Annotated in this window: 17 protein-coding genes, 3 pseudogenes and 1 riboswitch; of the genes and pseudogenes, 8 read left to right on the forward strand and 12 right to left on the reverse strand. The window is 71.1% G+C overall.

From position 1 onward, the window contains the following. Positions 1-179: 179 nt before the first annotated feature. Positions 180-1967, forward strand: coding sequence for a serine hydrolase (locus tag ACH4YP_RS28275; protein WP_398493270.1), 1788 nt, complete (start codon positions 180-182; stop codon positions 1965-1967). A gap of 59 nt (positions 1968-2026) precedes the next feature. Here ACH4YP_RS28275 and ACH4YP_RS28280 read toward each other — a convergent pair whose 3' ends face one another. From ACH4YP_RS28280 to ACH4YP_RS28310, 7 genes and pseudogenes are all read right to left on the reverse strand, one after another. After that, on the reverse strand, positions 2027-3607 hold the full coding sequence (locus ACH4YP_RS28280; protein WP_398493272.1) for a phytoene desaturase family protein: 1581 nt from the start codon (positions 3605-3607) through the stop codon (positions 2027-2029). A 177-nt stretch (positions 3608-3784) separates the two neighbouring features. After that, positions 3785-6010: a serine/threonine-protein kinase gene (locus tag ACH4YP_RS28285; RefSeq protein ID WP_361067777.1), complete on the reverse strand. Its 2226-nt coding sequence runs from the start codon at positions 6008-6010 to the stop codon at positions 3785-3787. 60 nt (positions 6011-6070) lie between these two features. Beyond that, positions 6071-6430 (reverse strand): annotated as a pseudogene (locus tag ACH4YP_RS28290) (hypothetical protein); the annotation flags it as partial. A gap of 354 nt (positions 6431-6784) precedes the next feature. Beyond that, a complete protein-coding gene (locus ACH4YP_RS28295; RefSeq protein WP_398493274.1) occupies positions 6785-10222 on the reverse strand; it encodes a S8 family serine peptidase in 3438 nt (1145 codons plus the stop codon). Positions 10223-10561: 339 nt separating this feature from the next. Beyond that, entirely contained in the window at positions 10562-13723 is a 3162-nt protein-coding gene (locus tag ACH4YP_RS28300) for an AAA family ATPase (protein ID WP_398493276.1), read from the reverse strand. A gap of 245 nt (positions 13724-13968) precedes the next feature. Next, positions 13969-14262, reverse strand: coding sequence for a DsbA family protein (locus tag ACH4YP_RS28305; RefSeq protein ID WP_398493278.1), 294 nt, complete (start codon positions 14260-14262; stop codon positions 13969-13971). Beyond that, on the reverse strand, positions 14259-14774 hold the full coding sequence (locus ACH4YP_RS28310; RefSeq protein WP_398493280.1) for a DsbA family protein: 516 nt from the start codon (positions 14772-14774) through the stop codon (positions 14259-14261). Before ACH4YP_RS28310 ends, ACH4YP_RS28305 begins: the two co-directional genes overlap by 4 nt. A gap of 343 nt (positions 14775-15117) precedes the next feature. Here ACH4YP_RS28310 and ACH4YP_RS28315 point away from each other — a divergent pair, with 343 nt between their 5' ends. The 4 genes and pseudogenes from ACH4YP_RS28315 (at position 15118) to ACH4YP_RS28330 (ending at position 16657) form a co-directional block, all read left to right on the forward strand. Then, positions 15118-15615: an FAD-binding oxidoreductase gene (locus ACH4YP_RS28315; RefSeq protein WP_398493282.1), complete on the forward strand. Its 498-nt coding sequence runs from the start codon at positions 15118-15120 to the stop codon at positions 15613-15615. Continuing rightward, positions 15575-15799 carry a hypothetical protein gene (locus ACH4YP_RS28320; RefSeq protein WP_398493284.1) on the forward strand — a complete coding sequence of 75 codons (225 nt, stop codon included), beginning with the start codon at positions 15575-15577 and terminating at the stop codon, positions 15797-15799. Before ACH4YP_RS28315 ends, ACH4YP_RS28320 begins: the two co-directional genes overlap by 41 nt. A 194-nt stretch (positions 15800-15993) precedes the next feature. Continuing rightward, positions 15994-16137: pseudogene (locus ACH4YP_RS28325) on the forward strand (TetR/AcrR family transcriptional regulator); the annotation flags it as partial. A gap of 190 nt (positions 16138-16327) precedes the next feature. Continuing rightward, positions 16328-16657, forward strand: coding sequence for a hypothetical protein (locus tag ACH4YP_RS28330; RefSeq protein WP_398493285.1), 330 nt, complete (start codon positions 16328-16330; stop codon positions 16655-16657). 58 nt (positions 16658-16715) lie between these two features. Here ACH4YP_RS28330 and ACH4YP_RS28335 read toward each other — a convergent pair. The 4 genes and pseudogenes from ACH4YP_RS28335 to ACH4YP_RS28350 all read right to left on the reverse strand — a co-directional run. Beyond that, positions 16716-16832: pseudogene (locus ACH4YP_RS28335) on the reverse strand (SnoaL-like polyketide cyclase); the annotation flags it as partial. Positions 16833-17441: 609 nt separating this feature from the next. Next, positions 17442-18632, reverse strand: coding sequence for an acyl-CoA dehydrogenase family protein (locus ACH4YP_RS28340; RefSeq protein ID WP_398493411.1), 1191 nt, complete (start codon positions 18630-18632; stop codon positions 17442-17444). Between the two features lie 171 nt (positions 18633-18803). Further along, entirely contained in the window at positions 18804-19574 is a 771-nt protein-coding gene (locus ACH4YP_RS28345; RefSeq protein ID WP_361067801.1) for a CbtA family protein, read from the reverse strand. Positions 19575-19603: 29 nt separating this feature from the next. Further along, entirely contained in the window at positions 19604-19828 is a 225-nt protein-coding gene (locus ACH4YP_RS28350; RefSeq protein WP_055611616.1) for a CbtB-domain containing protein, read from the reverse strand. 35 nt (positions 19829-19863) lie between these two features. Next, a riboswitch (cobalamin riboswitch) is annotated at positions 19864-20006 on the reverse strand. Between the two features lie 130 nt (positions 20007-20136). Between ACH4YP_RS28350 and ACH4YP_RS28355 the strand changes: the two genes are divergently transcribed. Beyond that, positions 20137-20769, forward strand: coding sequence for a histidine phosphatase family protein (locus ACH4YP_RS28355; protein WP_361067805.1), 633 nt, complete (start codon positions 20137-20139; stop codon positions 20767-20769). A gap of 186 nt (positions 20770-20955) precedes the next feature. Here ACH4YP_RS28355 and ACH4YP_RS28360 read toward each other — a convergent pair whose 3' ends face one another. Beyond that, entirely contained in the window at positions 20956-21348 is a 393-nt protein-coding gene (locus tag ACH4YP_RS28360) for a ferredoxin (protein WP_361067811.1), read from the reverse strand. A gap of 239 nt (positions 21349-21587) precedes the next feature. Here ACH4YP_RS28360 and ACH4YP_RS28365 point away from each other — a divergent pair, with 239 nt between their 5' ends. After that, complete coding sequence (locus ACH4YP_RS28365) at positions 21588-22772, forward strand: right-handed parallel beta-helix repeat-containing protein (RefSeq protein WP_361067814.1); 1185 nt, start codon at positions 21588-21590, stop codon at positions 22770-22772. 192 nt (positions 22773-22964) lie between these two features. After that, positions 22965-24293 carry a glycoside hydrolase family 43 protein gene (locus tag ACH4YP_RS28370; protein WP_398493413.1) on the forward strand — a complete coding sequence of 443 codons (1329 nt, stop codon included), beginning with the start codon at positions 22965-22967 and terminating at the stop codon, positions 24291-24293. The last annotated feature ends 2 nt before the right edge of the window (positions 24294-24295 follow it).

A 24295-nucleotide genomic window follows, 5' to 3' on the forward strand; every position in this document is an offset into this window, starting at 1 on the left:
AGGAAGACCTTTTCTGATGGACCGTCAGTTTCCGCTGATTTTCTCGAACCGGGACCGGTCCGGACTGCACCGTTGACACGTCCCCCGTCCGACACAAAAGTTTCACCGGGCACGGCGATCTCGGAAAGATACTTTCAGTCGGCCACGGGCGGCACAGCGTCTCAACGGAAGGCTCCTCGATGACGGACAGAGCGGGTGGCGGGCCGACCCGTCGTCAACTGGGCCGCGGTTTCACGGCGTTGGGCGGCGCCCTGATCCTCGCGCCCCTCTCCACGGCGTCGGCGGCCCCCGGCGCCGCAGCGAGCAACGGCCCCGCTCGCAGCCGCCCGACCCTGCGGCACGGCTCCGCCGAACGCGCCGGACTGCTCCCCGCCCGGCTGCGCCAACTCGTCACCGACGCCGAGGTGTTCCTCGGCCCCTCCCCCAAGTACCCCTGGTACGCGGGCGCCGTCCTCCTCGCCGGACGCGGCGGCACGGTCGCGCTGCACCATCCGATCGGCAAGGCGGTGCGCTATTCGGCGTACGACGAGAAGACCGACACCGCCGTGGAGTTCCCCGCCGACCAGCAGATCGCGATGGCGCGGGACACGGTCTTCGACCTCGCGTCGGTGTCGAAGCTGTTCACGTCGATCCTCGCGGTGCAGCAGATCGAGCACGGCACATTGGAGCTGGAGGGGAAGGTCGCCTCGTACCTCCCGGACTTCGGCGGTGCCGGCAAGCAGGACATCACGATCCGTCAACTACTCACCCACACCTCGGGGTTCCGCGCCTGGATCCCGCTCTACAGCGCGCCGACGTACGAGGAGAAGCTCCGGCTCATCTGGAAGGAGGCGCCGCTCAACCCGCCGGGCACCACGTACCTCTACTCGGACCTCAATCTGATCTCGCTCCAGCTCGTCCTGGAGAAGATCACCGGTCGCGCCCTCGACACCCTGCTGCGCAGCGAGATCACCGCTCCGCTCGGGATGCGCCGCACCCGCTTCAATCCGCCCGCCTCCTGGAAGCCGAGGATCGCCGCCACCGAGGACGCCCGCAAACCGTGGTCTGGGCTCGACCGCGGCCTCGTCTGGGGCGAGGTGCACGACGAGAACGCGTACAGTTTCAGCGGTGTGGCGGGCCACGCGGGTGTCTTCTCCACCGCGTGGGACCTGGCGGTCCTCGGCCGGACGCTGCTCAACGGCGGTGTGTACGGCAGGGCACGCATCCTGGAACCCGAGTCCGTGGAGTTGATGTTCACCGACTTCAACACGGCCTTCCCGGGTGACGAGCACGGTCTCGGCTTCGAGCTCTACCAGCACTGGTACATGGGCGCGATGGCCACACCGCGCACCGCGGGCCACACCGGCTTCACCGGCACCTCGCTGGTCCTCGACCCGACGACGGACTCGTTCCTCATCCTGCTCGGCAACTCCGTTCATCCCGTGCGCAGTTGGCGGTCGGGGTCCGCTCCCCGGGTGGCCGCCGCCAACAACCTGGCCCGCGCCGTTCCGGTCCGGCCCGCGCGAGGACGTACGGCCTGGTTCTCCGGCATGTCGATCGCTGCGTCCGCCACGCTGACGCTGCCCGCGCTGGATCTCGCCGCGGGAGGCCGCCTCCGGTGCGCCCTGTGGTGGGACACCGAACCGGGGGCGGACGCCCTCTTCCTGGAGTCCTCGACGGACGGCGGGACGACCTGGCGGCAGGTGCCGTTCACCACCGTCCGGCACGGTCAGGCCGCCCAGGACCACCCCACCGGTTCCGTCACCGGCTGGTCGGGCCGGGCCTGGCACCGGCTCTCCGCCGATCTCCCTGAGTCACGGCGACTCGTCCTGCGCTGGCGGTACGCGACGGACCGGCTCTACGTCGGCCGGGGCGCGTACGTGGACGCACAGCGCGTCGCGGACGGCGACCGGGTCGTGTTCGACGAGGCCAGGCCCGCGGACGCGGCACGGATCGAGGCGGTGGGCTGGACGGCGGCCAAGGACTGACCGACGGCGACGGCGTGAACGAGCCGTCGTCGGGCGCTACTTGGCGGCCACGGAGACGGTCACGGAGACTCCTCCAGCACCGCCATGGCCGCGTTGTGCCCCGGCACTCCGCTCACCCCGCCGCCGCGCACCGCACCCGCCCCGCACAGCAGGACGTTCGCGTGTGCGGTCTCCACGCCCCAGCGGCCCGTGCCCTCCTGCGCGTAGGGGAAGGCGAGGTCGCGGTGGAAGATGTTGCCGCCGGGCAGCCGCAGGTCGCGCTCCAGGTCGAGCGGTGTCCTCGCCTCGATGCAGGGGCGGCCTTCCACGTCGGTCGCCAGGCAGTCGGCGAGTGGTTCGGCGAGGTGCGCGTCCAGTTGTGCGAGCGTCGACTTGAGCAGTTCCTCGCGTACGCCGTCGTTGTCGTGGGCGAAGAGCCGGGCGGGCGTGTGCAGGCCGAAGAGTGTAAGCGTGTGATAGCCCTGCTGCACCAGGTCCGGGCCGAGGATCGTCGGATCGGTGAGCGAGTGACAGTAGATCTCGGAGGGCGGCGACTCGGGCAGCGCACCGGACGCGGCCTGGGCATGAGCGGTCGCCAACTGCTCGTATCCCTCGGCGATGTGGAAGGTCCCGGAGAAGGCCTCCCGCGGATCGACGGACGTGTCGCGCAGCCGGGGCAGCCGCTTCAGCAGCATGTTCACCTTGAGCTGGGCGCCCTCGGCCGGGGCGGGCGGCTCGTCGCCGGTGAGCCGGGCGAGCTCCTGCGGGGAGGCGTTGACGAGGACGTGCCGGGCCGCGACCGTCCGCTCGCCGTCCGCGGTCCGGTACGTGACCTCGGCGGCCCGTCCGTCGGTCTCCACACGGACCGCCTCGTGGCCGGTGGCGACGACCGCGCCCGCGGCGCGCGCGGCTCCGGCGATCGCGTCGGTGAGCGCGCCCATGCCGCCGACCGGGACGTCCCAGGCGCCCGTGCCGCCGCCGATCACGTGGTAGAGGAAGCAGCGGTTCTGCCGCAGGGACGGGTCGTGGGCGTCGGCGAAGGTGCCGATGAGCGCGTCGGTGAGGACGACGCCGCGTACGAGATCGTCGCCGAAGCTGTCCTCGACGGTCACCCCGAGCGGCTCCTCGAAGAGGATCCGCCAGGCCTCGTCGTCGTCGACGCGTCCGCGTAGTTCGTCGCGTGTGGGCAGCGGTTCGGTGAGGGTGGGGAACACCTTCTTGGCGACGCGGCCGGTCATCCCGTAGAAGCGCTGCCATGCCTGGTACTCGCGGGCTGATCCGGTCAGCTTGGCGAAGGCCTCCCGGGTGCGCCGTTCGCCGCCCCCGACGAGGAGTCCGGTCGGGCGTCCGTCACGTTCGGTGGGGGTGTACGAGGACACGGTGCGACCGCGGACCCGGAAGTTCAGGCCGAGATCCCGCACGATCTTCCGGGGCAGCAGGCTGACCAGGTACGAGTACCGCGAGAGCCGGGCGTCGACACCGGCGAACGGCCGGGTGGACACAGCGGCCCCGCCGGTGACCCCCAGCCGCTCCAGGACCAGTACGGACTTCCCGGCCCGGGCCAGATAGGCGGCGGCAACCAGACCGTTGTGGCCCCCGCCGACGATGACGACGTCCTGCTCCCGGTACCCCTCGAATGCAGCCATGCCCCTTCGTAACACGCGATGATCTAGGACGGCCAGGGGCGCGTGGCAGCTGGCCGAGTCGCAGGCGCCCTGCAAGGGGCGCGGGGAACTGCGCACCCGGCCACGGCCCACCCGCGGCCGACGAACAACCCTGGCGGGGGCTCGGGGGGGGGGCGCAGCCCCGGTCTCGAACCCGCGCACCCCGGCGGAGCGTCACCGCTGCTGACGCAGAGCCGCCACCCTCCGGTACAACTCCACCGCCTCCGCCCCACGCCCCAGCTGCTCCAGACAGTGCGCCTCGTCGTTCCGGCTGGCCAGCGCGTCGGGATGGTCGCCGCCCAGCACACGCTCGCGCGCGGCGGCCACCTGGCGGTACTCCGTGAGCGCGTCGGCCCACCGGCCGAGCCAGCCGAGCCCGACGGCGACCTCGCGCCGGCTGACCAGGGTGTCCGGGTGGTCGGGTCCGAGCACCCGCTCACGGATCGCGCACACGTCACGGGACTCGGCGAGGGCCTCCTCCCACCGGCCGAGCCGGCCGAGGTTGACACCGAGCCCGTGCCGGGCGCGCAGGGTCTCTGGGTGGGCGGGACCGTGGACGCGGGTGCGGTCGTCGATCAGGCCGCGGTACAGCTCCAGTGCCTGGGCGCTGCGCCCGAGCCGGCCGAGGCTGATGCCGACCTCGTAGCGCGCGGCGAGCGTGTCGGGATGGTCGGGGCCGAGCGCCTGCACCCGTGCCTCGGCGACCTCCTGGTACGTCTGCAGCGCCTCCGGCCAACGTCCCAACTGCCCGAGCGCGTACGCCACTTCGTACCGTGTGACGAGCGTGTCGGGATGGTTCGCGCCGAGCACGCGGGCGCGGGACACGGCCACCTCGCTCGCCATCCGGTACGAGTCCTCCAGGCGCCCGAGTCTGCTGAGGTTGAAGGCGAGGTTGTGGCGGCAGCGCAGGGTGTCGGGGTGCTCGGGGCCCATGCCGCGTTCCCGGGCCGCCAGTACGGCCGTGTAGACCTGGTGTGCTTCGAAGTGGCGGCCCAACTGCCCGAGCACATAGGCCATTTCCTGGCGGGCGGCCAGGGTGTCCGGGTGGTCGGGGCCGAACACGTGCTCCCTGGTCTGGGCCACGTGCCCGTATTCGCGCAGCGCGTCGGCGGGGCGGCCGGTGCGGCTGAGGGTGAAGCCCACCTCGTAGCGGCTGGCCAGCGTGTCGGGGTGGTCGGGGCCGAGCGCGTGCTCGCGTTCGGCGGCGACCGCGCGGTGCACCTCGCCCGCCTCCGCCCAGCGGCCGAGCCGCCCCAGGCTCAGTCCCGCGTTGTGCCGGCCGGTGAGGGTGGTAACCAACTCCGGTGACGGTGTGGGCCGTTCGGCGGGACCCGGGTCCTGGGTGCCGCGCGTGTCGGTGCGGGCGATCCAGTCGCCGGTGAGGCCCGCCGCGGCGTCGGGCGGTGTGGTGCGCAGGCCCGCGCCGGTCGCCTTGTGGCCGGTGGTCATGCCGCGGGTCCAGGAGGGCAGCCGCTCCTCGCGGGCGGCGGGCCGCTCGGCCGCCGCGGGCCGCACCGGGGGCGACACGACGGTCGGCACGTACGCCGGTGCGGTGCGGCCCGCGCCGATGCGGCGGCCCAGCTCACGGGCGTCGTGCGGTCGCTGCTCGGGCTCCTTGGCCAGCAGGTCCAGGATGACCCGGTCCAGGTACTCGGGGAGCTCGGTCCGATGGCTGCGCGGCGGCTCGGGGGTCGTGTCCCGGTGGCCGACGAGGACCGCCCACGCGTCGTCGAGGTCGAACGGCGGCGCCCCGGTGGCGATCTCGTACAGCACGCAGCCGAAGGAGTAGAGGTCGCTGCGGTGGTCGACGTGGTCGCCGCCGATCTGCTCCGGCGACATGTAGTGGGGGGTGCCCATGGCGATGCCGGTACCGGTGAGTCTGGAGGTGAAGCCGATGTCGTGGCCGAGGCGCGCTATGCCGAAGTCGCAGATCTTCACCGTGCCGTCGCCGAGCCGCATGATGTTCGCGGGCTTCAGATCCCGGTGCACGATGCCCTGTTGGTGGGTGTAAGCCAGGGCGGAGGCCGCCTGTTCACCGATCTCCACGATGTCGGCGACGGGCAGCGGATGGTGTTTGTTGTCCTCCAGGAGCTGGCTGAGGTTGCGTCCGTCCAGCAGCTCCATCACCAGATAGAGCACGCCGTCCGACTCACCGAAGTCGTGCACGACGGTCACCCCGCGGTGCTGGAGGGCCGCCGCCACCCGCGCCTCTCGGCGAAACCGCTCCCGCAGGACACGGGTGAACGAGTTGTCGTGGTGCTGGCCCAGCGGTTTGAGGCACTTCACGGCGACCTGTCTGCCCAGCGACTCGTCCCGGGCACGCCACACCTCACCCATCCCCCCTCGACCGATCAGGTCGAGCAACCGGTACCGGCCCTGGATCAGCCTGGTGTCCCCCATCTGCTGCGATCGCCCCCGTCGCTTGACCCCGCCCTCCCCTGGCCCGTCCAGTATGGCGAGCTAGCGTCCGACTTTGTACGGGGCCGGGCGCGAGCCGGGGCCGAGCCGTGACATCGCGCGGATAATGTGTTTGGGCGGCAGTTGCCAGCGTAGACGTGCGGGAACACAGCGCAACACGGTGCCTGTGAGTCGCAGTTGCCGCGTCACCGCGCCGGGCGACCGTACGGATCTTCCGTACAACTCATGGGCGTACGGCGGCAGTGAGGCGTACGCCAGCTGCGCCATCCGCCGCCGCCGGAAGTCGTCGACGTCCCGCGCCTCCGGCCCCGCGGCCGACTCGGGGCCCGTCGCCGTGAGCATTGTGTGAATCTTCCGCACGCGCGCTCCGGCTCTCGCAGCGGCCCCGTTCGTCCCGTACGTGACGACCTACTGGACCGCGCCCAGGGCATCAGCGGTCGCGCGGAGTGGCCCCCGAAGTCCCCTGCACGGCCCCGGCGTCCTGCGTCCAAGGCCGGCGCCCGAAGGGTCGCGACCCTCGCGTTCGCCGCGCAAGGTGTGTCCGTCGCCGCCGTCCACACGACCGTCCCGACCGTCACCGAACATCTGAAACTGGCTTCCCTGCACGCGGATCTCAAGCCGCACACGCTGGACAACTGCTACGTCAACCTCACCACCGACATGGGGCCCGAGTGGCGCCGCGGCTCCACCCGGGGCCGGGTGGGAGCGCGGCGTGCTCCCACCCGGCCCCGGGCCGGCCTGTGTTCCGTCGGTCCGTCAGCCGATGGGGTACGCCCGGGTGATCGTCTCGCTGAAGGTGTTGCCCGAGTGGTCCTCACCGCTGGCGCGCAGGGTCGCCCAGCCGCTGGTGGCGGAGGCCGCCGGGTGGGTCAGGACGGCCCGCCCGGTGGTGCCCCTGACTCGCGTGGGGACGGTCGTCCAGGTCGCGCCGTCGTCGTACGACACCTCGACCTTCACCGTGTCGAGGCCTCGGTGCCGACGAGGCCCCTGCTGCTGCACGACGAACGGGATCGTGAACTTCGTGTCCGCCGGGGCGATGCCGTTCGGGTCGGTCGGCGGCTGGAAGCGCAGCACGGTCAGCGCCGGCGGGGCGGTCGCGTCGGTGCCCGCCGACCGGAACGTCCAGCTGGCCTCGACGCGCTGTGAGCGCTGGCCGTGCCAACTGGTGCTGCGGGTCCCGGTGACGTCGAGCCGGTAGTCGGCCGCTTCGGCGGGTACGGTCCAGAAGTTGTCGAAGTTGTCGAAGTTCGCCTCGTCCTCCCAGGGGCTGTCCAGCTTGCCGACCTCGGTCCCGTCCCGGTAGAGGGTTGCATCGCCCCGGCTGAACGCGCGGTTGTTGTAGTTGTAGTGGCTCGGGTCGGAGTCCCCCCACAGAGCGAACGCCGGGGCGATCCGGTTCCCGGTGCGGCTCAGGAACTGCCCGTTCGCGGCCAGCGCCGGACCGACCACCGGATGGTTCCAGGTCTCCTTCGTGGTGCTGCCCGGCTTGTAGGTCCGTGGGTTGGACTGCTGCCGTCCGAGCGCGTAGTAGCTGCTGCCGTCCGGGGTCATGAACTCCCCGAGGAACCCTGTCCAGGTGACATCCGGGTCCGCGCTGTAGTACTCCACCCGCTCGGTCGGGATCGGCACGTTGCGCGTCACCGAGAAGAGGCTGGTCTGGCCGCCCACGTAACCGAGGATGACCCGGGCCGCTCCGGCGAGCTGACCGTCACGCTTGCCGTACGAGGCGTTCACCTTGGCCAGTCGGTGGAGCGGGACGGTGTAGGAGAGCCGGCTCGGCACGCCTCCCTTCTTCTCTTCCACCAGTGAGTAGACCGGACCCTCGTTCAACGCGTCGGGCTCCGCCGGGGCCGCCAGGGTGGAGCGGTAGAAGTAGCGGTAGGAGCTGTCCCGTTCTGCGGCCGGGGTCGGTACGGCGGACAGGGCCGTCGTCGAGTAGTACGGGGTCATGACGCCGAGGCTCGACAGCTCCTGGTTGCCCGTGGAGTCGACGGAGGTGTGCTGGGCGCCGAACTCACGGAACCAGGGTGCGACCGTGTCGTCCGGGACACCGACGTACACCGGCTTGCTCTTGCGGGCGTCGAACTCGATCGCGGTGTTCCGGTCGAGCGCGACCTCCGGCCTGCTCTCCAGGGTGAGGTCGACGGACGTCTTCGTCTCCGGGTCCACGGTGTTGATGAGGGCGGTGAGACCGTACCTGCCCTTGGGCAGCCTGAGGTGAGCCCCGGGCCGGGTCGTGTTGATCAGCCCGAAGGACGAGGCGCCGGTCCGGTCGAGAGGATCGACGGCGATCACGGACGTGTACGGCGCCAGCGGGGTGCTTCCGTTGCGGTCGAGGGCGGTGAGGTCGAGGTCGTAGCTCTCCTCCTCGAACTTCGCCGTGACCGTGGTCTGGACGCGGGTGGAACCGTCGGCGCTCGCCGCCACCAGCCGCCAGGCGTACGACGCTCCGGTCGACGGGATGCCGGTGGCCGGGTCGATCGTCACGTCCACGGTGGACTCGCCGCCTGCCGGGACGGTGACCTCGGTGGCGGAGAGGCGCAGGGTGCCGGCGGGGGGTGCCGTTCCGTCCGCCGCCGACGGGGTGACGGTCAGGGTCACCGGGGTGTCGGCGTCGTTGCGGTAGGTGACCGTCTTCGTCGCGGCCGGGGCCGCGGTGTGCGGCCAGGTGAACGTTCCCGCGTTCAGGCCGGACGGGGACGCGGTCACCGTCCTGCTCGTCGCCCTGGCCACGTCGACGAGGCCGCTGCCCTGGACGTGGACGCTCTGGTCCGGCTGCGGACTCGCCGCGGACCTGATCCCGTCCTTGAGCTGCCGGCCGCCCCAGTCCGGGTGCGCCTGGGCGAGCAGGGCCACGGCGCCCGCCGCCGCCGGTGTCGCCATCGAAGTGCCCGACAGCGCCGTGTAGTTGTCGTCGATGGGGCCCTGCGGTCCCGCGGGGTCGATGTCGCCGATCGAGGTGCCCTTGGCCCGCGCCGAGATCACGGCCACACCGGGGGCGGTGACGTCCGGCTTGATGGCACCGTCCCCGAGACGCGGGCCCCGGCTGGAGAAGGACGCGAGCGCACCCGTGGAGTCCACCGCGCCGACGGTGAGAGCGGCGTCGGCGGCGGCCGGTGCCCCAATGGTGGTGGTACCGGGACCGGAGTTCCCGGCGGCGACCACGAACAGCGAATCCCCCTGCGCCGACAGGGTGTTCACCGCCTGGGACAACGGGTCCGCGCCATCGCTCGGCAGCCGCGAGCCGAGGCTCATGTTGACGACGTCGGCGCCCTGCGCCACCGCCCACTCCATGCCCTCGATGATGTCGGAGCTGAAGCCCGAGCCGCCGGCGTCCATGACCTTGCCGACGAGCAGCGAGGCGCCGGGCGCCACACCCTCGTAGCGGCCGTTCGAGGCGGCGCCGCTGCCCGCGACGATGCCGGCGACATGGGTGCCGTGGCCGTTGTCGTCCTCGGCGTTGTCGGAGCCGTTGATCAGGTTCCGTTCCGTCGTCACCCTGCCCTGGAGGTCGGGGTGGGCGTGGGCCCAACCGGTGTCCAGGATGGCGACCTTCACGCCCTCGCCGGTGTAACCGGCCGCCCGGGCCGCCGGGACGCCGATCTGGGCGTTCCCGACGTCGTCGCGGGTCTCGACGGGAGCGTCGAGCCAGACCTTGGACAGGCCGGACTCCAACTTCGTTGCGGACGCGGACGCCGACTCGCGGACGATGTCCGACCAGAACTCGCCTGCCTTGTCGTGCCGTTCCTCGACGGCGGTCGCGTCGATGCTCCGCAGCGTGTGGCCGACCGTCGCACCGTCGGCCTGGGCGAGCTTGGCGGGCGTACGGTCCCCGGTGTGCTCGACGATCAGCGGCAGCGCGTCGAGTTCGGCGTCGTCGTATCCGGTCCGGGCGAGGGCGGTGATGTTGAACAGCCGGGCGTCCAGGGTGCCTTCGGCCACCAGGCCCATCGCGTCCGACGGGATGACGCTGAACTCGCCCGCGTCCTCCCGCTGGTAGAAGACGATGTCCGAGCGGCCCTCGCCTGCCTTGACCTGTACCGCGCGCCTACCGCTGCCGGCTTCGGTGACGTCGACGACATCGCCGGTGATCAGGGTGATGGATGTCTGGCCGTCGTTCCCCTCCGTCGCGGTGCCCGAGGCACCGGCGGGGGGTGAGGCGGCGAGTGCGGCAGCGGTCAGGGAGACGGCCATGACGGAGGCGGTGAGGGCAGTGGTCAGGCGGGGAGGTCTGGGACGCCTGCCGTGGAGGTGATGGGGGGTGGGGGGTATCAAGGTGTTCCTTTCCGAGTGCCGAAGGTGGGGGACGGTGGCTCAGAGGGGTTCGAACCGGCCGTCGTCGCAGCTCTCAGGGAGGGGTTCCTCCTCGCCGGAGGGCTCCTGGGCGCAAGGCGGCCCGGGGTCACCCGGTGCGTTCCCTGCATGCTGCTCGCTCTGTTCCTCGGCGCGCGGTGGCTCCTGCGGGTCGACTCGCATGACACACCAGCCTCGTACGCGACCGGCCGCACGGCGATCAGGCAGGTGACCGAATAATTAGCCGTGGGGTGCCGAGTCCTCGGACTCCAGCGGCAGTACGCCGGCCTCGACCGCCGCCCGGACCACGGCGGCCCTCGACGACACCCCCAACTTGCGCATGGCTGCGCTGAGTTGGGTGGACACGGTCCTGGGCGAGACGAACAGCGCCTGGCCCGCCTGCCGGTTGGTCATCCCCTGTGCGACCAGCGCCACGACCTGCTGTTCCCGCGGGGAGAGCCGTGGGCCGTAGCCGCGCGGCCCCCTGCGCCAGGCACGGGCCACCTCCACCCCGTGCTCGCGCAGCAGTTGGGCCACGCGGTCCGCGTCCGTGCGCGCGCCCAGCGTCCACAGCCGCTCCTGCGCGGTGGCGAGCTGCGCGAGCGCCTGCCCGGTGTCACCGTGCCGGAGCAGGCAGCGGCCCCGCCGTTCGAGGGCCAGCAACTCGTCGTACGGGCGCGGCAGGGCGGCCCACGCCGAGGCCGCCGTCGCGAACGCCTCGGCGGCCAGGGCCGGTTCGCCGTGGGCCTCGGCCAGGATCGCGCGGCCGGAGGACAGGGCCGCGACGGCCGCGGGCGCGTTGCGGCCCTCGGTCCCGTCGGCGTACTGCCGCAGCAACTCCTCGGCCCGGTCGGTCCGGCCGGTTCGGGTCAGGGCGTCGACGTGCGCCGGGAGAATGTCGGTGGCCCACAGCCAGACGTCCTTGCGTTCGATCAACTCCAGGACCCGGCCGGTGACTTCGAGGGCCGCGGCCCAGTCGCCGACGATCAGGTGCGACCGGGCGAGTGCCGCCGCCGAGAGCCCGGCCTCGGGTTCGCACAGGCCGCCCTCGGCGAATTCGTCGACGACCTTCCGCAACCCGCGCCGGGCCGCCGCGCCGCCGCCCCCGGCGAGTGCCAGCACCGCCTGGATCCGCCGGGCCAGCCGCGAGCCGTAGGGGTTGACATCCCGGTCGGCAACCAGCGCGGCGACGGTCCCGTCCAGGCCCGCCCACTCGCCGGTGCACCAGTCCAGATACGCGAACGGGACCCGAACCATGCTCAGCAGCCGCCGGTACCCGATGGACTCCGCGAGTGCCGCCGCCGCGGTCAGCCGGGACCGGGCCCCGGCGTAGTCGCCCCAGACGACCGCAGTCTGACCGGCGTTGAACAGGAACCGGGCGAGCAGTCCGCGCTCCGCCGGGGGCGCGTCGGCCGCGGCACGCTGGATCTCGTCGGCCGCCCGCCAGCCCTCCTCCTCGCCGAGCAGGAGCAGGGCCGAGGCACGGTTCGTGGTCACCCGGAGCCGGTCGGACGGCGACTCGATCCTCGGCAGCAGCTCCGTCGCCCGGGCGAGCCACATGCGGTGCCGGGCCGCCGGCCACTCCGGCACCAGCGGCATCGCCAGGACGGACATCGCCGTCGCGGCCAGTTCGGGCCGGTCCCCCAGATGGGCAACACCATCCTCGATCTCGTCGAACGCCGCGGACTCCTGACCGGCGTCCCGCAGCAGCCGGCCGAGCAGCAGCTTGGTCTCACCGCGCTCCTGGCGCGGCAGATCCTCGTACGACAGGACTTTCCGTACGGCGTCCAGGACGGCCCGCGAGAGATCGCTGACGTCCCGCGCGCCGAAGACGGCGGCGCCACCCATCTTGCGGGCGAGACGCGACCGGTCCGCCGTCGTGAGGTCCGCTGCGGTGAGCAGCCCCAGCAGGGTCACGACCGCGGCACGGTCGTCGCCGGACTCCAGTGCCACGTCGGCGCCGGCCTCCCCGTACCGGCACCACCCCGCGACGTCGCCCGCCTCGCGGCAGTGCCAGGACAGCCGTGCGACGGGCTCGGGCCGCAGCCCGAGAAGGCTCGCCACAGCCCTGCCGTGCAGATGGCGCCGGTCCGGCGCGGGGATCGCGCCGCGCACGGCCAGGCAGTCCAGGGCGTGCCGGTAGGCGTACGCACCGGGTGTCTGTTCCCGCAGCAGCCCCGACCGGAGCGCCGCCGCCAGCCCGGCGCGGCCGGCCTCGGGGGCCAGGTCCGCGACCGTGCTCAGCAGCGCCTCCTCGGACGGCGCGTCCAGTACGGCAGCCGCCTCCAGCACCCTGCGCGCCGGGGCGTCGAGCCGTTCCACCCGCTCCAGCACCGAGTCCCGCAGGGTCGCCGGGACCTGTAACTCGGTCAGCACCCTGCGGATCCAGGTGCCGTCGCGGTGGACGATGTCCTTGCGGTCCCGCAGCAGGAGGACACACTCCTCCACGGCGAGCGGGATGCCGTCGGTGTGCCGGTGCAGGAAGGACACGAACTCGGTGGACACCGTCGAGGTGTCGAACATGGACGCGACCAGCTCGTGGGTGTCCGCCAGGTCCAGCGGCCCGAGTGTCAGCCGTACGAGCGTGACGTCCGAGGGCACCCGGGAGGTCAGCCGGGTCAGGAGCGAGCCGTCCGGCACCTCGTCCGGGCGGAAGGAGACCACGATCGACAGATCGGGCCGTCCGGCGGCGGTGAGGGTGAGAAGCCACTCCAGGGTCGCGGTGTCCGCCCAGTGGGCGTCCTCCACGACCAGCACACCGATGTCGAGGCGACCCAGCAGCTCGGTGAGTGCGCTGAGGATCCTGTGCCTGGTCTCGTGGGGATCGTCGAGCACGTCCAGCGGCGGCGGCAGCCGGTCGGCCCAGTCGGGGAACAGCGGCCGTAACGCCCCGGCGAGCGGGCTGAGTTCCAGGCCGTCGGGCGGGGAGGGCACGCGGCGACGGATGCCGTCGACGACCGCGCCCAGGGTGAACGGCTCGGGCAGCGGCGGGCAGGTGGCGATCACCGCCTCGCGTCCGACCGCGCGGGCGACCGCCTCCCGCACGAGCCGCGTCTTTCCCATACCGGCCTCGCCCTCCACCACGACGAGCGCCGGCCCGTTCTCCAACGCCTCGTACACGGCGAGGAGTTCGGTCCCCCGCCCGACGAAGTCGGGGGCGGGGCGGGGGGCATATGACGGTGCCGTACGAGGCGGCGGGTCGGACGACGGTGCCGGGGGGCGCCGAAGGCCGGGCAAAAACGCGGGGTCGGCCGGGGAGTCGTACGACGGCGCCTGTCGAGGCTGCAGCTCGCCGTACGGTTCGTCCTGGCTGGAGTGACGCGAATCATCCCGACTGGGGTGACGTGCCAAACTGCCACCTCCGGGTGCCTGTCCGAACTCATCCCCCGCACCAGTGTTCACACTATGCCCGGGCGCACCATTTTGGCATGAGCGCGTCCGGCCTGGCAGTACTTCCTTGTGCCGTTGCAGGGGGCTTGTACGGTCTCTCGCCTCTCCTGGTGGACGCCGTCCACGTCCGGAGATCGGCCCTGGACGGCGTCCGCACTCTTGGGTGTTCGGGGTTCGGCCTGAGCCTTCAGAGGGTCCGGGCGGGACCTTCCAGCGCTGGTTCTCCGGTCCAGCCGTCGTCTCCCGGCCGGTTCGGCTCAGCGGGTCGCCTGGGCGGCGTCCGGGTACTCGTCACTGTTCAGCGTCCGCCGGGCCTCGCCCTCGGGTACGCCGACCTCGGCGCCGAGCCGTACCAGCGTGTCGGGATCATCGACGATTTCACCCTCGCACAGGTGGGCGCGCAGCAGCCTCTCGTGCATCTGGCCCCCCAGTCCGTGCGCTGCAGCCAAGTGGCTCAGACGGTGGGCGTCGATCGTGTTGACCGAGACGGCCCGCTCCAAGTCGAACGCCAGCCCTTCGGCGGCGGCGAGTTCGGTGATCTGCCGGGTCATCGCCCGCACCTGCGGGAGCGGGGCCCGGCCTTCTGCACCAGCGTTTCGAAGACGGGCCGACGGTGGCCCTTGGGATGGGAGGGGTCGAGTCGGAAGCTGTGCCAGTGGATCTCGACCGCGTCGGCGTGCTCGAACCGGTCGACCGCCGTTTCCAGGCGCCGCTTGCCGATGTACCACCACGGGCAGACGACATCCGACCAGATGTCGACACGCAGCGCACTCAGAGGCTCTGGGTGGATCCGCTCGACGCGGTCACGCTCGGTGTACATGTCCCAGTGGTGCTCGGCGAGGTCGTCCGGGTCGACGACGGGGAGCTCGAAACCGTTCATCACGATGGGCTCGGACCCGACCGGGGCGCCGGACTGGGCCTCGGCGGCCGCGCTGCGGGCGATCAGGGCGGCGACGGAGAGTGTGCCGGCATAGACGCCGGTGTCGGCCAGTTCGTCGTTGAGGGAGTAGAGGCAGTTGCGGGCGGCGGCCATCACCGGGCCGAGGCCGCTGGCGCTGGGCATCGGCTGGATGGCCGAGTAGCCGGTGCCCATCAGGCGGCGCCGTCGCCGCGTTCGGTCGTCTCCGGCAGCACCGCGTGGAACACCTCCACCGGGGTGAACGGTCGGCGCCGACCCGGGGCGCAGGCGAAGCTCGACACCGAAGGCGAAGATCATCCAAAGCTGCGTCAGCCTCATCCCGTAACCGGAAATTGAATTTCCGGTTAGCTGAAGCGATCCAGCCTGGAGGCATGTATGAGCACGGCCCATACCTCGAACCCGCACGTCGACTTCCCGGCCGACTTCCGTGGCGCCGTCTTCCGCATCCGCGCGCGACATCCCGGTCGCCGTGCGGGGTGGCGGCCACATGTCGGACGGCTTGGCGATGCCCGGCGGAGCCCTGGTCGTAGACCTTTCCGGCATGCGTGCGATCAGTGTCGACCCCAAGACGCGTGTCGTGCGGGCACAGCCCGGTGTACTGCTCGGGGAACTGGACGCCGCCACACAGCAGCACGGTCTCGTGGTGCCGGCCGGGACGGTCACCACCACCGGCGTCGCCGGACTCACTCTCGGAGGTGGCATCGGACACCTCATGCGCCGCTTCGGAGCGACCGTCGACAATCCGCTGGCCTGCGAGATGGTCACCGTCGACGGTCGCAGGGTCCGCGCGGACGAGAAGGAGAACCCCGAACTGTTCTGGGCGCTGCGCGGTGGTGGCGGCAACTTCGGAGTCGTCACCTCGTTCGAGTTCCAGGCCCACCCGCTGGGCCCCGACGTCGTCAGCGGGCAGATCATCTTCCCCCGGGACCAGGCCGCCTCGATCCTTGCGAAGATCCCCGGCCACATGGCGGACGCCCCCCCGTGAACTCGGGCTGCTGATCGCCATCACCGACGCGCCCCCGCTGCCGGCTCTGCCCAAGGAGGCGCACGGCCGGCCGGTGCTGGTCCTCGTCCCGGTGTACAGCGGGGACCCGGAAACGGCGGACAAGGTGATCGAGCCCCTCGCCGCCCTCGGCCACCCCGTGGCCAATCTGGTCTCGCGGAACTAGCGGTGGCCATGGTCCAGCGGACCACCTCAAGACCCCCGACACCCCGGCCCCAAGGCCGCCCTCGCACTGCTACACCAGGACCTCGACGACAAGACCCGCCACGACTCCTGGCGCCCCTCCATCAGGACCTCGACGAGGTCAACGTCCTTCAAGTAGGAGCCGTCGATTCGCAGGGTGGCCAACATCGGAGTCCCATGAGCCCGTCCACACCCCCCGATGAGCGTCCGCTGCGCGCCGACGCCCGTCAGAACGTCGAGCAGATCCTCCAGGTCGCCCAGGACGTCTTCGCCGACCTCGGTTACCAGGCGTCGATCGCGGAGGTCGCCCGGCGCTCCGGGCTGGGCATGGGCACGATCTACCGGCACTTCCCGAACAAGACCACCCTGGTGGAGCACGTCGCGATCAAGGTGATGCAGGAGAGTGTGGCCGAGGTACAACACGCCCTGGCCGAACAACCGGCCACGTGGGCCGCCTTCGCCCGGGTGGTGCGCCACATGGTGCGGCTGCGCAGCAGCCAGCTCTTCCCCCGTGTCCCGGGGCCGCGCCAAGGAACCGAGCCCCGAACTGGCCGGCATTCGCGCCCAGCTCCTGACCGCCCTGGAAGACCTGGTGGCCCGGACCCAGCGCGCGGGAGCCATGCGCGAGGACGTGACCGCCTACGACGTCGTACTGATGCTCAACTCGATCCCCCCACGCCTGCCCGATGCCGAGGACGACGGCCCCACGGCGGACCTGACCGACCGCTGCGTCGGCGTACTCCTCGACGGACTGCGCGCCCCCGGCGCCGAGACGCTGTCCCAACCGGCCCCCGGCCGCCGGGAGATCGACCAGTTCTTTCGCACCATGTACGGCCTGTGACCAACTCCCGCGATCCGGTGCGAGTCGCGAGGTCACTGGTCAACAGGACAGCGGCTGCTCAGAACATGGTGTTGTCGTTGGCGGACGTCTCGGGGATGGCCTGGATGACGTCCCAGTGCTCGACGATCTTGCCCTTCTCGAACCGGAAGATGTCCATCACCGCGGCGCCGCGGTCGGTCGCGTCGTAGGTCCTCGTGGTCCAACCGGATGCACGGACAGCCGGCAACGACATGGGCGACGCTTGATCGTTGAAGAGCTTCGCTCCTGCGGGCCGGTGAACCGTCGGCAGTACCGACCGTAAAAGCATCTCCGCAGGGGCGGGAGAGGAGAGTCTGTCCATGGACCGGCGGTCCCTGCTTGCGGCAACGCTCCCGCAGGCGCCCAGGTCGTCGCCGACCTCCAGAACCCCGCTCGGCCTTTGGTCCGTCGTACCGGGTGTGGCCGCCCGCAGCCGCCATCCCGCCGCCCCGTACCTCACCACCCGCCAGGAAGTCGACACTTCTCCGCCGTCAGCGTCCAGGACACCGCATGCACACCGCTCGGCACCCTTTCGTCGGCACCGACCACGTCTGCCGACTCGACGGAACACGTGTGGAGGCCTTCTCCGGAGTACGCGCGACCGCTTCGACCCCCTGAGGCGCGGCCGGCTGGAGCAATACCGCAGCGGCGTCTGCGCTCCGCGCGGCCTTCGGACACTGGGACGAGGAGTGGGGCGGGCCCGTCTCGACACACGCGGGCTGTTCCGCCTCGGCCATGCACCTGCTAGTTCGACGAACGGCTGGATCTAGCGCCGCACCCTCGGCATCCCCAGACCGATCCACGAGATGATCTCCCGCTGGATCTCGTTGTTGCCGCCGCCGAAGGTGAAGATCACGGCTGAGCGGTAGCCGCGTTCCAGTTCGCCGTGGAGTACGGCGCCCGCGGAGCCCTCCTTGAGGACACCGGCGATGGCGACGACCTCCATGAGCCAGGCGTAGGCGTCCCGGCGGGCCTCGGAGCCGTACACCTTGACGGCGGAGGCGTCCTGCGGGGTGAGTGTGCCCTCCTGGACGGCGTTCACCATCTGCCAGTTGAGGAGTTTCATCGCGTCGAGCTTCGTGTGGGTCTGGGCGAGGCGGCGGCGCACCCAGGGGAGGTCGACGACCCGGCGGCCGTCGGCGAGCTTGGTCTCCATGGCCCAGCGCTGGACGTCGTGCAGGGCGCGGATGGCCATGGTGCCGTGTGCGGCGAGGGTGACCCGCTCGTGGTTGAGCTGGTTGGTGATCAGCCGCCAGCCCTTGTTCTCCTGGCCGACGCGGCGGGACGCGGGTACGCGGATGTTCTCGTAGTAGCTCGCTGTGGTGTCGTGCGAGGCGAGGGTGTTGATGATCGTGCAGGAGTAGCCGGGGTCGGACGTCGGCACGAGGAGCATGGTGATGCCCTTGTGCGGCGGGGCGTCGGGGTCGGTGCGGACGGCGAGCCAGACCCAGTCGGCGGTGTCGCCGTTGGTCGTCCAGATCTTCTGGCCGTCGACCGTGTAATGGCCGGTGTCCTCGTCGCCCTCCCGCACCGCCTTGGTCTTCAGGGCGGCCAGGTCCGTGCCCGCGTCGGGTTCGCTGTAGCCGATCGCGAAGTCGAGCTCGCCGGAGAGGATCTTCGGCAGGAAGTACCCCTTCTGCTCGTCGGTGCCGAACTGCATGATCGTCGGCCCGACCGTGTTGAGAGCCATCAGCGGCAGCGGTACGCCGGCCTGCGCGGCCTCGTCGAAGAAGATGAACTGTTCCATCGGGGTCAGACCGCGCCCGCCGTACTCCTTCGGCCAGCCCACGCCGAGCCAGCCGTCGGAACCGAGCCGTCGGATGGTCTCGCGGTAGAAGCGCTTCTGCGCCGCCGGATCGCCGTAGCGGGCGTACACGTCGTCGGGGACCAACTCGGCGAAGTAGGAACGCAGTTCGGTGCGCAACCGCTCCTGCTCCGGCGTGTATTCGAGATGCACGGCGCCTCCTGGCTCCCACTGGCCCGCTCGTTCGGCCACCCGGACCTGACGGCGCACACCGTAGAACGTGTTCCAGAAATTGGGAATGCCGACGACGTACGCGACTGCCACGCACGCACACACCGAAGGGCCCCAGGATGTGCTCCAGGGGCCCTTCGGTGTGTGAACGGGTCAGTGCGCGACCGGAGTTGCCCGCCCTTCGGCCGCCTTCTCGCCCTCGGCCACGGCCGGTTCGGGAGCCAGCACGCGCTCCGCGAGCAGCCCGAAGACCAGGCCGTACGCGGTCCACAGGGTCACCTGGATGGCCAGGGTCGCCAGTCGGTACTGCCACAGCAGGGTGGCCGGGAAGCCCGCCGGCGCCTCGTTGAAGGACGGCAGGAACGCGTACGCCAGGCCGACGGCCAGGACGAAGGACGCGCCCGCCGCGAGGGTGGCGTTCCAGTTGCCCAGGCGCGGTGCGAGGCGTTTGCCGAGGATCACCGCGGCGACGGCCAGCAGCACGCTGAGCACGATCATCAGGAGGAACAGCGCGGTGCGCTGGTTGAGGGTGTCGGGGTCGCCGACGGCGGGCGGGTTCGCCGGGTACTTGAGGAACGGCACCAGGTAGACCGCGACCAGACCGGCGGCGGCCAGCAGCAGGGCGCTGGCTCGCGGCCCGAAGCGGCCGATCCTGCCGAGGGCGAAGCAGTACGCGAGGGCGGCTATGCCGCCGAACGCGACCCCGTAGACGAGGACGCCGGTGGACAGACCACCGGTGGACTGCATGGCACGGGAGACGAGTTCCTCGCCGCCGTGTTCGTGGGCGTGGGCCTCCTCGAACGCGATGGCCTGGTCCACCCGGGGTTCGCCCAGGAAGTAGGCGACGACCAGGGCGAGCACGCCCGCGGCAAGACCCGCGAGCATGCCGCGCACCAGGAGATTTCTGACGGTGACGGAGTTCATCGAGTTGTCCTGTCGGTTCTTTGTCGCCGTCAGTGGCAGGGGAAGCCGAGCAGGTGGCGGGCGTCGTGCACCCACTCGTGCACGCCTTCGCCGGAGACCAGGGAGGTGGCGCCCTGTTCGGCGCCGACGAAGTAGAGGAGCACCAGCATCAGGATGCCGAGGAAGACCGCCCAGGGGGCGATCGCGCCGATCGGCAGCTTTGCGGGTACGTCGGGGGTGGTTACGGTCGGCTGGGCGACGGCGGACTGCGCCATGGCAGGACCTCCTGGGGGAACTCGCGTCCCATCTCGGTGGTGCACAGGACGACGGCCACGGGTCTGACTTGCTCGACCTCCGCCTCCCCTGCTGGGAGGCGGTTGCGCGGGGCTTACAGTGGCGCGACCGTGCCGGATTCCCACCGGCTTCCGTCGTACCGTCGTCAATATCGACGAGAAGGTACCGCGAAGCGGAGTCGCGGCCAAGGGCGCACGGAATGCCGGGGGTGCGCCGGTGCCCTGGTCACGACCCCAATTCCCGGTACGGGCAGGGGTGTTGAGCACGTGTGGAACGCGAGGGCGGGCCGATGACCAGCCGAGTGATGTTGATCTCACCAGTGATGAGCGCGGCGTTGCGGGAGGCGCGTTTCGAAGACGGATGCCCCGTCGACCCGGCCGGGCTGCGGCTCGCCGGGGCGGCCGCGGGCTCGCTGCCGGCCGCCGACCGGGTCCTGGTCTCACCCACCGTTCGCTGCCGGGAGACGGCGGCGGCCCTCGGGCTCGACGCCCTCGCCGTCACCGAGCCCGACCTGGCCGGTCTGGACGTGGGCCGCTGGCGCGGGGCGACCCTCGCCGAGGTGAGCACCGACGAACCGGAAGCCGTGGGGCGCTGGCTGGCGGACCCGTCGTCCGCACCGCACGGCGGCGAGTCGGTGGCCGGGCTGTGCGAGCGCGTGGCGAAGTGGCTGGAGACGGTGGCGGATCCGAGTTCCGGGGCTTCGGGCTCAGGCTCGGCCGAGGGTTCAGGACCAGGCTCCGTCCGGATCATCGCCGTCGTCGAGCCGGAGATCGTACGGGCCGGGGTGGTGCGGGCACTCGGGGCCCCGGAGTCGGCGTTCTGGCGCGTCGACGTGCCGCCGTTGGCCGCGACGGAGTTCAGCGGGCGGGCCGGGCGTTGGAACGTACGGGTCGGACGGGCGCTCGGAGAGCCCAGGGAGTGAGGTCAGGCGGGCGCCCAACTGAACGGCCCCTCGCGACACGGCACCTCGGGGCGTGGCGCCCTCCCCCGCAACACTGCACCCGGCACCCGACACCCGACACCCGACACCCGACCGGAAACGTCACCTCCGCCGGACACGTCACCTCCGTACGTCACCGCACCGCACGGGGCCTCGCTGCACGGAACCTCACCTCAGGACGGCGAGAAACTCCGTGCAGGCACGCGCGCAGTCGCGGCAGGTCTCGGCGCCCTTCTCGGCGCCGGGGCTCCGGTCGAAGGCATGGGCGGTCTCCAGGCAGACGGCACGGCACCACTCCACCTGGGCGCGCATCCCGGCCTCGGCCTGCGTGGTCTGCTCGGCGAGGGCGCGGCAGGTCGCGTCGCAGACCTCCGCGCAGAGGATGCCCTTGCGCCTCAACTCCTGCTGATCGTCGGGGCCGTCGAGTTCGGCGAGGCTCGCGCGCAGGGCGCAGACCCGTGCGCACTCGCTACATGCCTGCGCACAGGCGAACCGGTCCTCGAGGAAACGAACGAGTTCCTGCTGCTCTGTCAATGACACGCGGTTCGGGTAGCCGGACATCGCCACGCCAAACCCGCCTTCACACCGGGCCGCGGAGCCAGAAGTGGCTGAGCGTGTCGAAGTTATTGACGTGCTCACGGCCAGACTCTACGTTCTGACCGGTTTACCGAACCACGTTCGGTATATCGATCCGTTCGTGGCGGGTGCGCACACCCCGGCAACCAACCCGGTGTGGGCGACCACTGACCCGCGACAACCTTCGGATCGGCAGACAAGGAGGCCTCGTGCGCATCGCGGACATGCTCACCGGGACAGCACTGGGTGCCGTGTTGGCGACGACGGTGCTACCGACCCCGGCAGCCGCGGCGTCGACCATCGTCGTGGCCGTCAACGGGAACGACGCCGCCGCCGGCACCCTCGACCAACCGCTGCGGACCGTCCAGAAAGCCGTCGACAGGGCGAAGGCGGGCGACACCATCCTCGTACGGGGCGGTACTTACGCCCTGACCGACAACATCACGATCACCACCTCGGGCACGGCGTCGCAGCCGATCTCCCTCGGCGCCTACCAGGGCGAGCGCGTCGTCATCGACGGCGAGCAGCTGCCGGCCAGCCACACACCGGTCGGCGGCAGCATCCCGCGCGCCGAGCGCGGGGCAGTCCACCAGGAGGCCTCGTACTGGAAGGTCTCCGGTCTGGAGATCGTCAACGGTCCGTACGGCTACTACTGCGACGGCTGCAGCAACAACGTGTTCTCCCGCCTGACCACCCACGACAACTACGAGTCCGGCTTCCAGCTCCAGGGCGCCTCCGCGGGCAACCAGATCCTGAACCTGGACAGTTACGGCAACCGCGACCCGCGCAAGAACGGCGAGAGCGCGGACGGGCTGGCCATCAAGGAAGGCGGCGGGAGCGGCAACGTCGTGCGGGGCGCGAGGCTGTGGAACAACGTCGACGACGGCTACGACGCCTGGAAGTTCACCTCGCCGGTCGTCGTCGAGAACACGATCGCGTACGGCAACGGCTTCAACCGGTGGAACTTCCCGGACTTCGCGGGTGACGGCAACGGCTTCAAGCTGGGCGGCGGGAGCCCGGCACCGGCGGTGGCCCACACCCTGCGCAACTCGCTCGCGTACCGGAACGCGGCGCACGGAGTCACCGACAACGGCAATCCGGGCGTGCTCTCCCTGAGCCGCACCACCACGTTCCGCAACACGGGCACGGGCTTCGACGCCGACGGCTCGGGCGGAAAGGCGGTCCTCACCGCCAACCTGTCCGTCGCGGACGCACGGCCCGCGGCACTCGGCTCCGGCACCACGTCCACGGGCAACTCGTGGGATCTGGGCGGCACTTGGGACGACTCGTCGGTCGTGAGCACGAACACGGGCGCCATCACGGGACCGCGTTCGTCCGACGGCTCCCTGCCGCCCGCCCGGGACCTGCTCGTCCCGAAGAACGGCGCGGCCGTCGGAGCCCGCTTCTGAACCACCCCGTGGGCCCCGGGACGGACGACCCCGGGGTCCACGGGACTGGCACGACCAGCAGCACCAGCGCAGTCCGAACGAGGAGAGCCGCACATGATCACGCCAGACAACTCCCGCAGACCCGCCACCGCCCCGGACGCGACCGGCACGTCCCGCCCCTTCGCCCCCTCCCGCCGGAGCCTGTTGCGGGCGATGGCCGCCCTGCCGGTCTCGGCGCTCGTCGTGGGCGGGCTGCCCGGCCTGCTCGGCGCGGCCTCCGCGGCCGCGCCGCCCCGCGGATCGGCCACCCGCTACACCATCGTGCCGTTCCTCAACAGCAACGACGGCACGGTGAACGTCTACCAGTCCGACGACGCGACGGACTTCCGGCTCCTCAAGGCGTCCGCGTACACGCCGCCCGCGGGCCGTATCCGCGACGCCAGTGTCTTCAAGCACACGGACGGCTACTACTACATCACCTACACCACGCACACCTGGCAGGACACCAGCACCACCATCGGCTTCGCCCGCAGCTCGGACCGCAGCAACTGGACCTTCCTGTACGACTACACCGTGCCGATCGCGAATTTGTCGCGCGCCTGGGCGCCGGAGTGGTTCGTCGACAGCGACGGCAGCGTGAACATCATCGTGTCCTGCTCGGTGACCAGCAACGAGTGGATCTTCACCCCGTATCTGCTCAGGGCCACCAACTCCGCGCTCACCGCCTGGACTTCACCGGTGGCGCTGTCCGGCATCGGCGCCAACCACATCGACACGTTCATCGTGAAGACCGGCTCGACGTATCACGCGTTCACGAAGAACGAGACGTCCAAGTACATCGAGTACGCGACCAGTTCGGCGCTCGCCGGCCCGTACACGATCAGCAGGACGGGCAACTGGGCAGGCTGGGGCGGCACTCGGGAGGGCGCCGCGCTGATACAGCTCGACAACGGCGCGTGGCGGATCTTCTTCGACGGCTACGGCGACGGCAGTTACTACTACAGCGACAGCTACGACACCTTCGCGACCTGGAGCGCGCCGAAGACACTGCCGGGCATCTCGGGGACGGCACGCCACTTCACGGTGGTCAAGGAGACGGTGTCCGGTGGTGTGACCCTGCCGACGGGCGTCACCCGCTACCTCCGGTCGGGCAACTTCACCACCCGCTACTGGCAGGAGCAGTCCGCCCTGCTCAACCTGCCCGTGCTGACCAGTTCCAGCACGACGGCGGAGAAGCAGGCGTCCACGTTCACGATCGTGGCGGGCCTCGCCGACACGAACGGCTACTCGTTCCGCGACGCGGCCGGCAACTACCTTCGGCACTGGGACTTCCGGGCCCGTTTCGACGCGAACGACGGCTCGTCGACGTTCGCCAGGGACGCCACCTTCATCGCCCGCACCGGCAGCTCCGTACGACTGGAGTCGTACAACTACCCCGGCTACTACCTGCGCCACTACAACTACCAGCTCCGCGTCGACCCGTCGGACGGCACCGACCTGTTCCGCCAGGACAGTTCGTTCGTGTCGGTGACGCCCTTCTGACC

This window comes from Streptomyces sp. NPDC020747, from assembly GCF_044334695.1.
In the GTDB taxonomy this organism is placed as follows: Bacteria; Actinomycetota; Actinomycetes; order Streptomycetales; family Streptomycetaceae; genus Streptomyces.

Excerpts from the sequence above, each read along its gene's own strand:
- ACH4YP_RS28295 (WP_398493274.1), bottom strand. The coding sequence starts at position 10,222 with ATGGCCGTCTCCCTGACCGCTGCCGCACTCGCCGCCTCACCCCCCGCC.
- ACH4YP_RS28350 (WP_055611616.1), bottom strand. The coding sequence starts at position 19,828 with ATGGCGCAGTCCGCCGTCGCCCAGCCGACCGTAACCACCCCCGACGTA.
- ACH4YP_RS28360 (WP_361067811.1), bottom strand. The coding sequence starts at position 21,348 with ATGTCCGGCTACCCGAACCGCGTGTCATTGACAGAGCAGCAGGAACTC.
- ACH4YP_RS28305 (WP_398493278.1), bottom strand. The coding sequence starts at position 14,262 with ATGACCCGGCAGATCACCGAACTCGCCGCCGCCGAAGGGCTGGCGTTC.
- ACH4YP_RS28355 (WP_361067805.1), top strand. The coding sequence starts at position 20,137 with ATGACCAGCCGAGTGATGTTGATCTCACCAGTGATGAGCGCGGCGTTG.
- ACH4YP_RS28315 (WP_398493282.1), top strand. The coding sequence starts at position 15,118 with ATGTCGGACGGCTTGGCGATGCCCGGCGGAGCCCTGGTCGTAGACCTT.
- ACH4YP_RS28310 (WP_398493280.1), bottom strand. The coding sequence starts at position 14,774 with ATGCCCAGCGCCAGCGGCCTCGGCCCGGTGATGGCCGCCGCCCGCAAC.
- ACH4YP_RS28365 (WP_361067814.1), top strand. The coding sequence starts at position 21,588 with ATGCTCACCGGGACAGCACTGGGTGCCGTGTTGGCGACGACGGTGCTA.
- ACH4YP_RS28345 (WP_361067801.1), bottom strand. The coding sequence starts at position 19,574 with ATGAACTCCGTCACCGTCAGAAATCTCCTGGTGCGCGGCATGCTCGCG.
- ACH4YP_RS28275 (WP_398493270.1), top strand. The coding sequence starts at position 180 with ATGACGGACAGAGCGGGTGGCGGGCCGACCCGTCGTCAACTGGGCCGC.
- ACH4YP_RS28285 (WP_361067777.1), bottom strand. The coding sequence starts at position 6,010 with ATGGGGGACACCAGGCTGATCCAGGGCCGGTACCGGTTGCTCGACCTG.
- ACH4YP_RS28370 (WP_398493413.1), top strand. The coding sequence starts at position 22,965 with ATGGCCGCCCTGCCGGTCTCGGCGCTCGTCGTGGGCGGGCTGCCCGGC.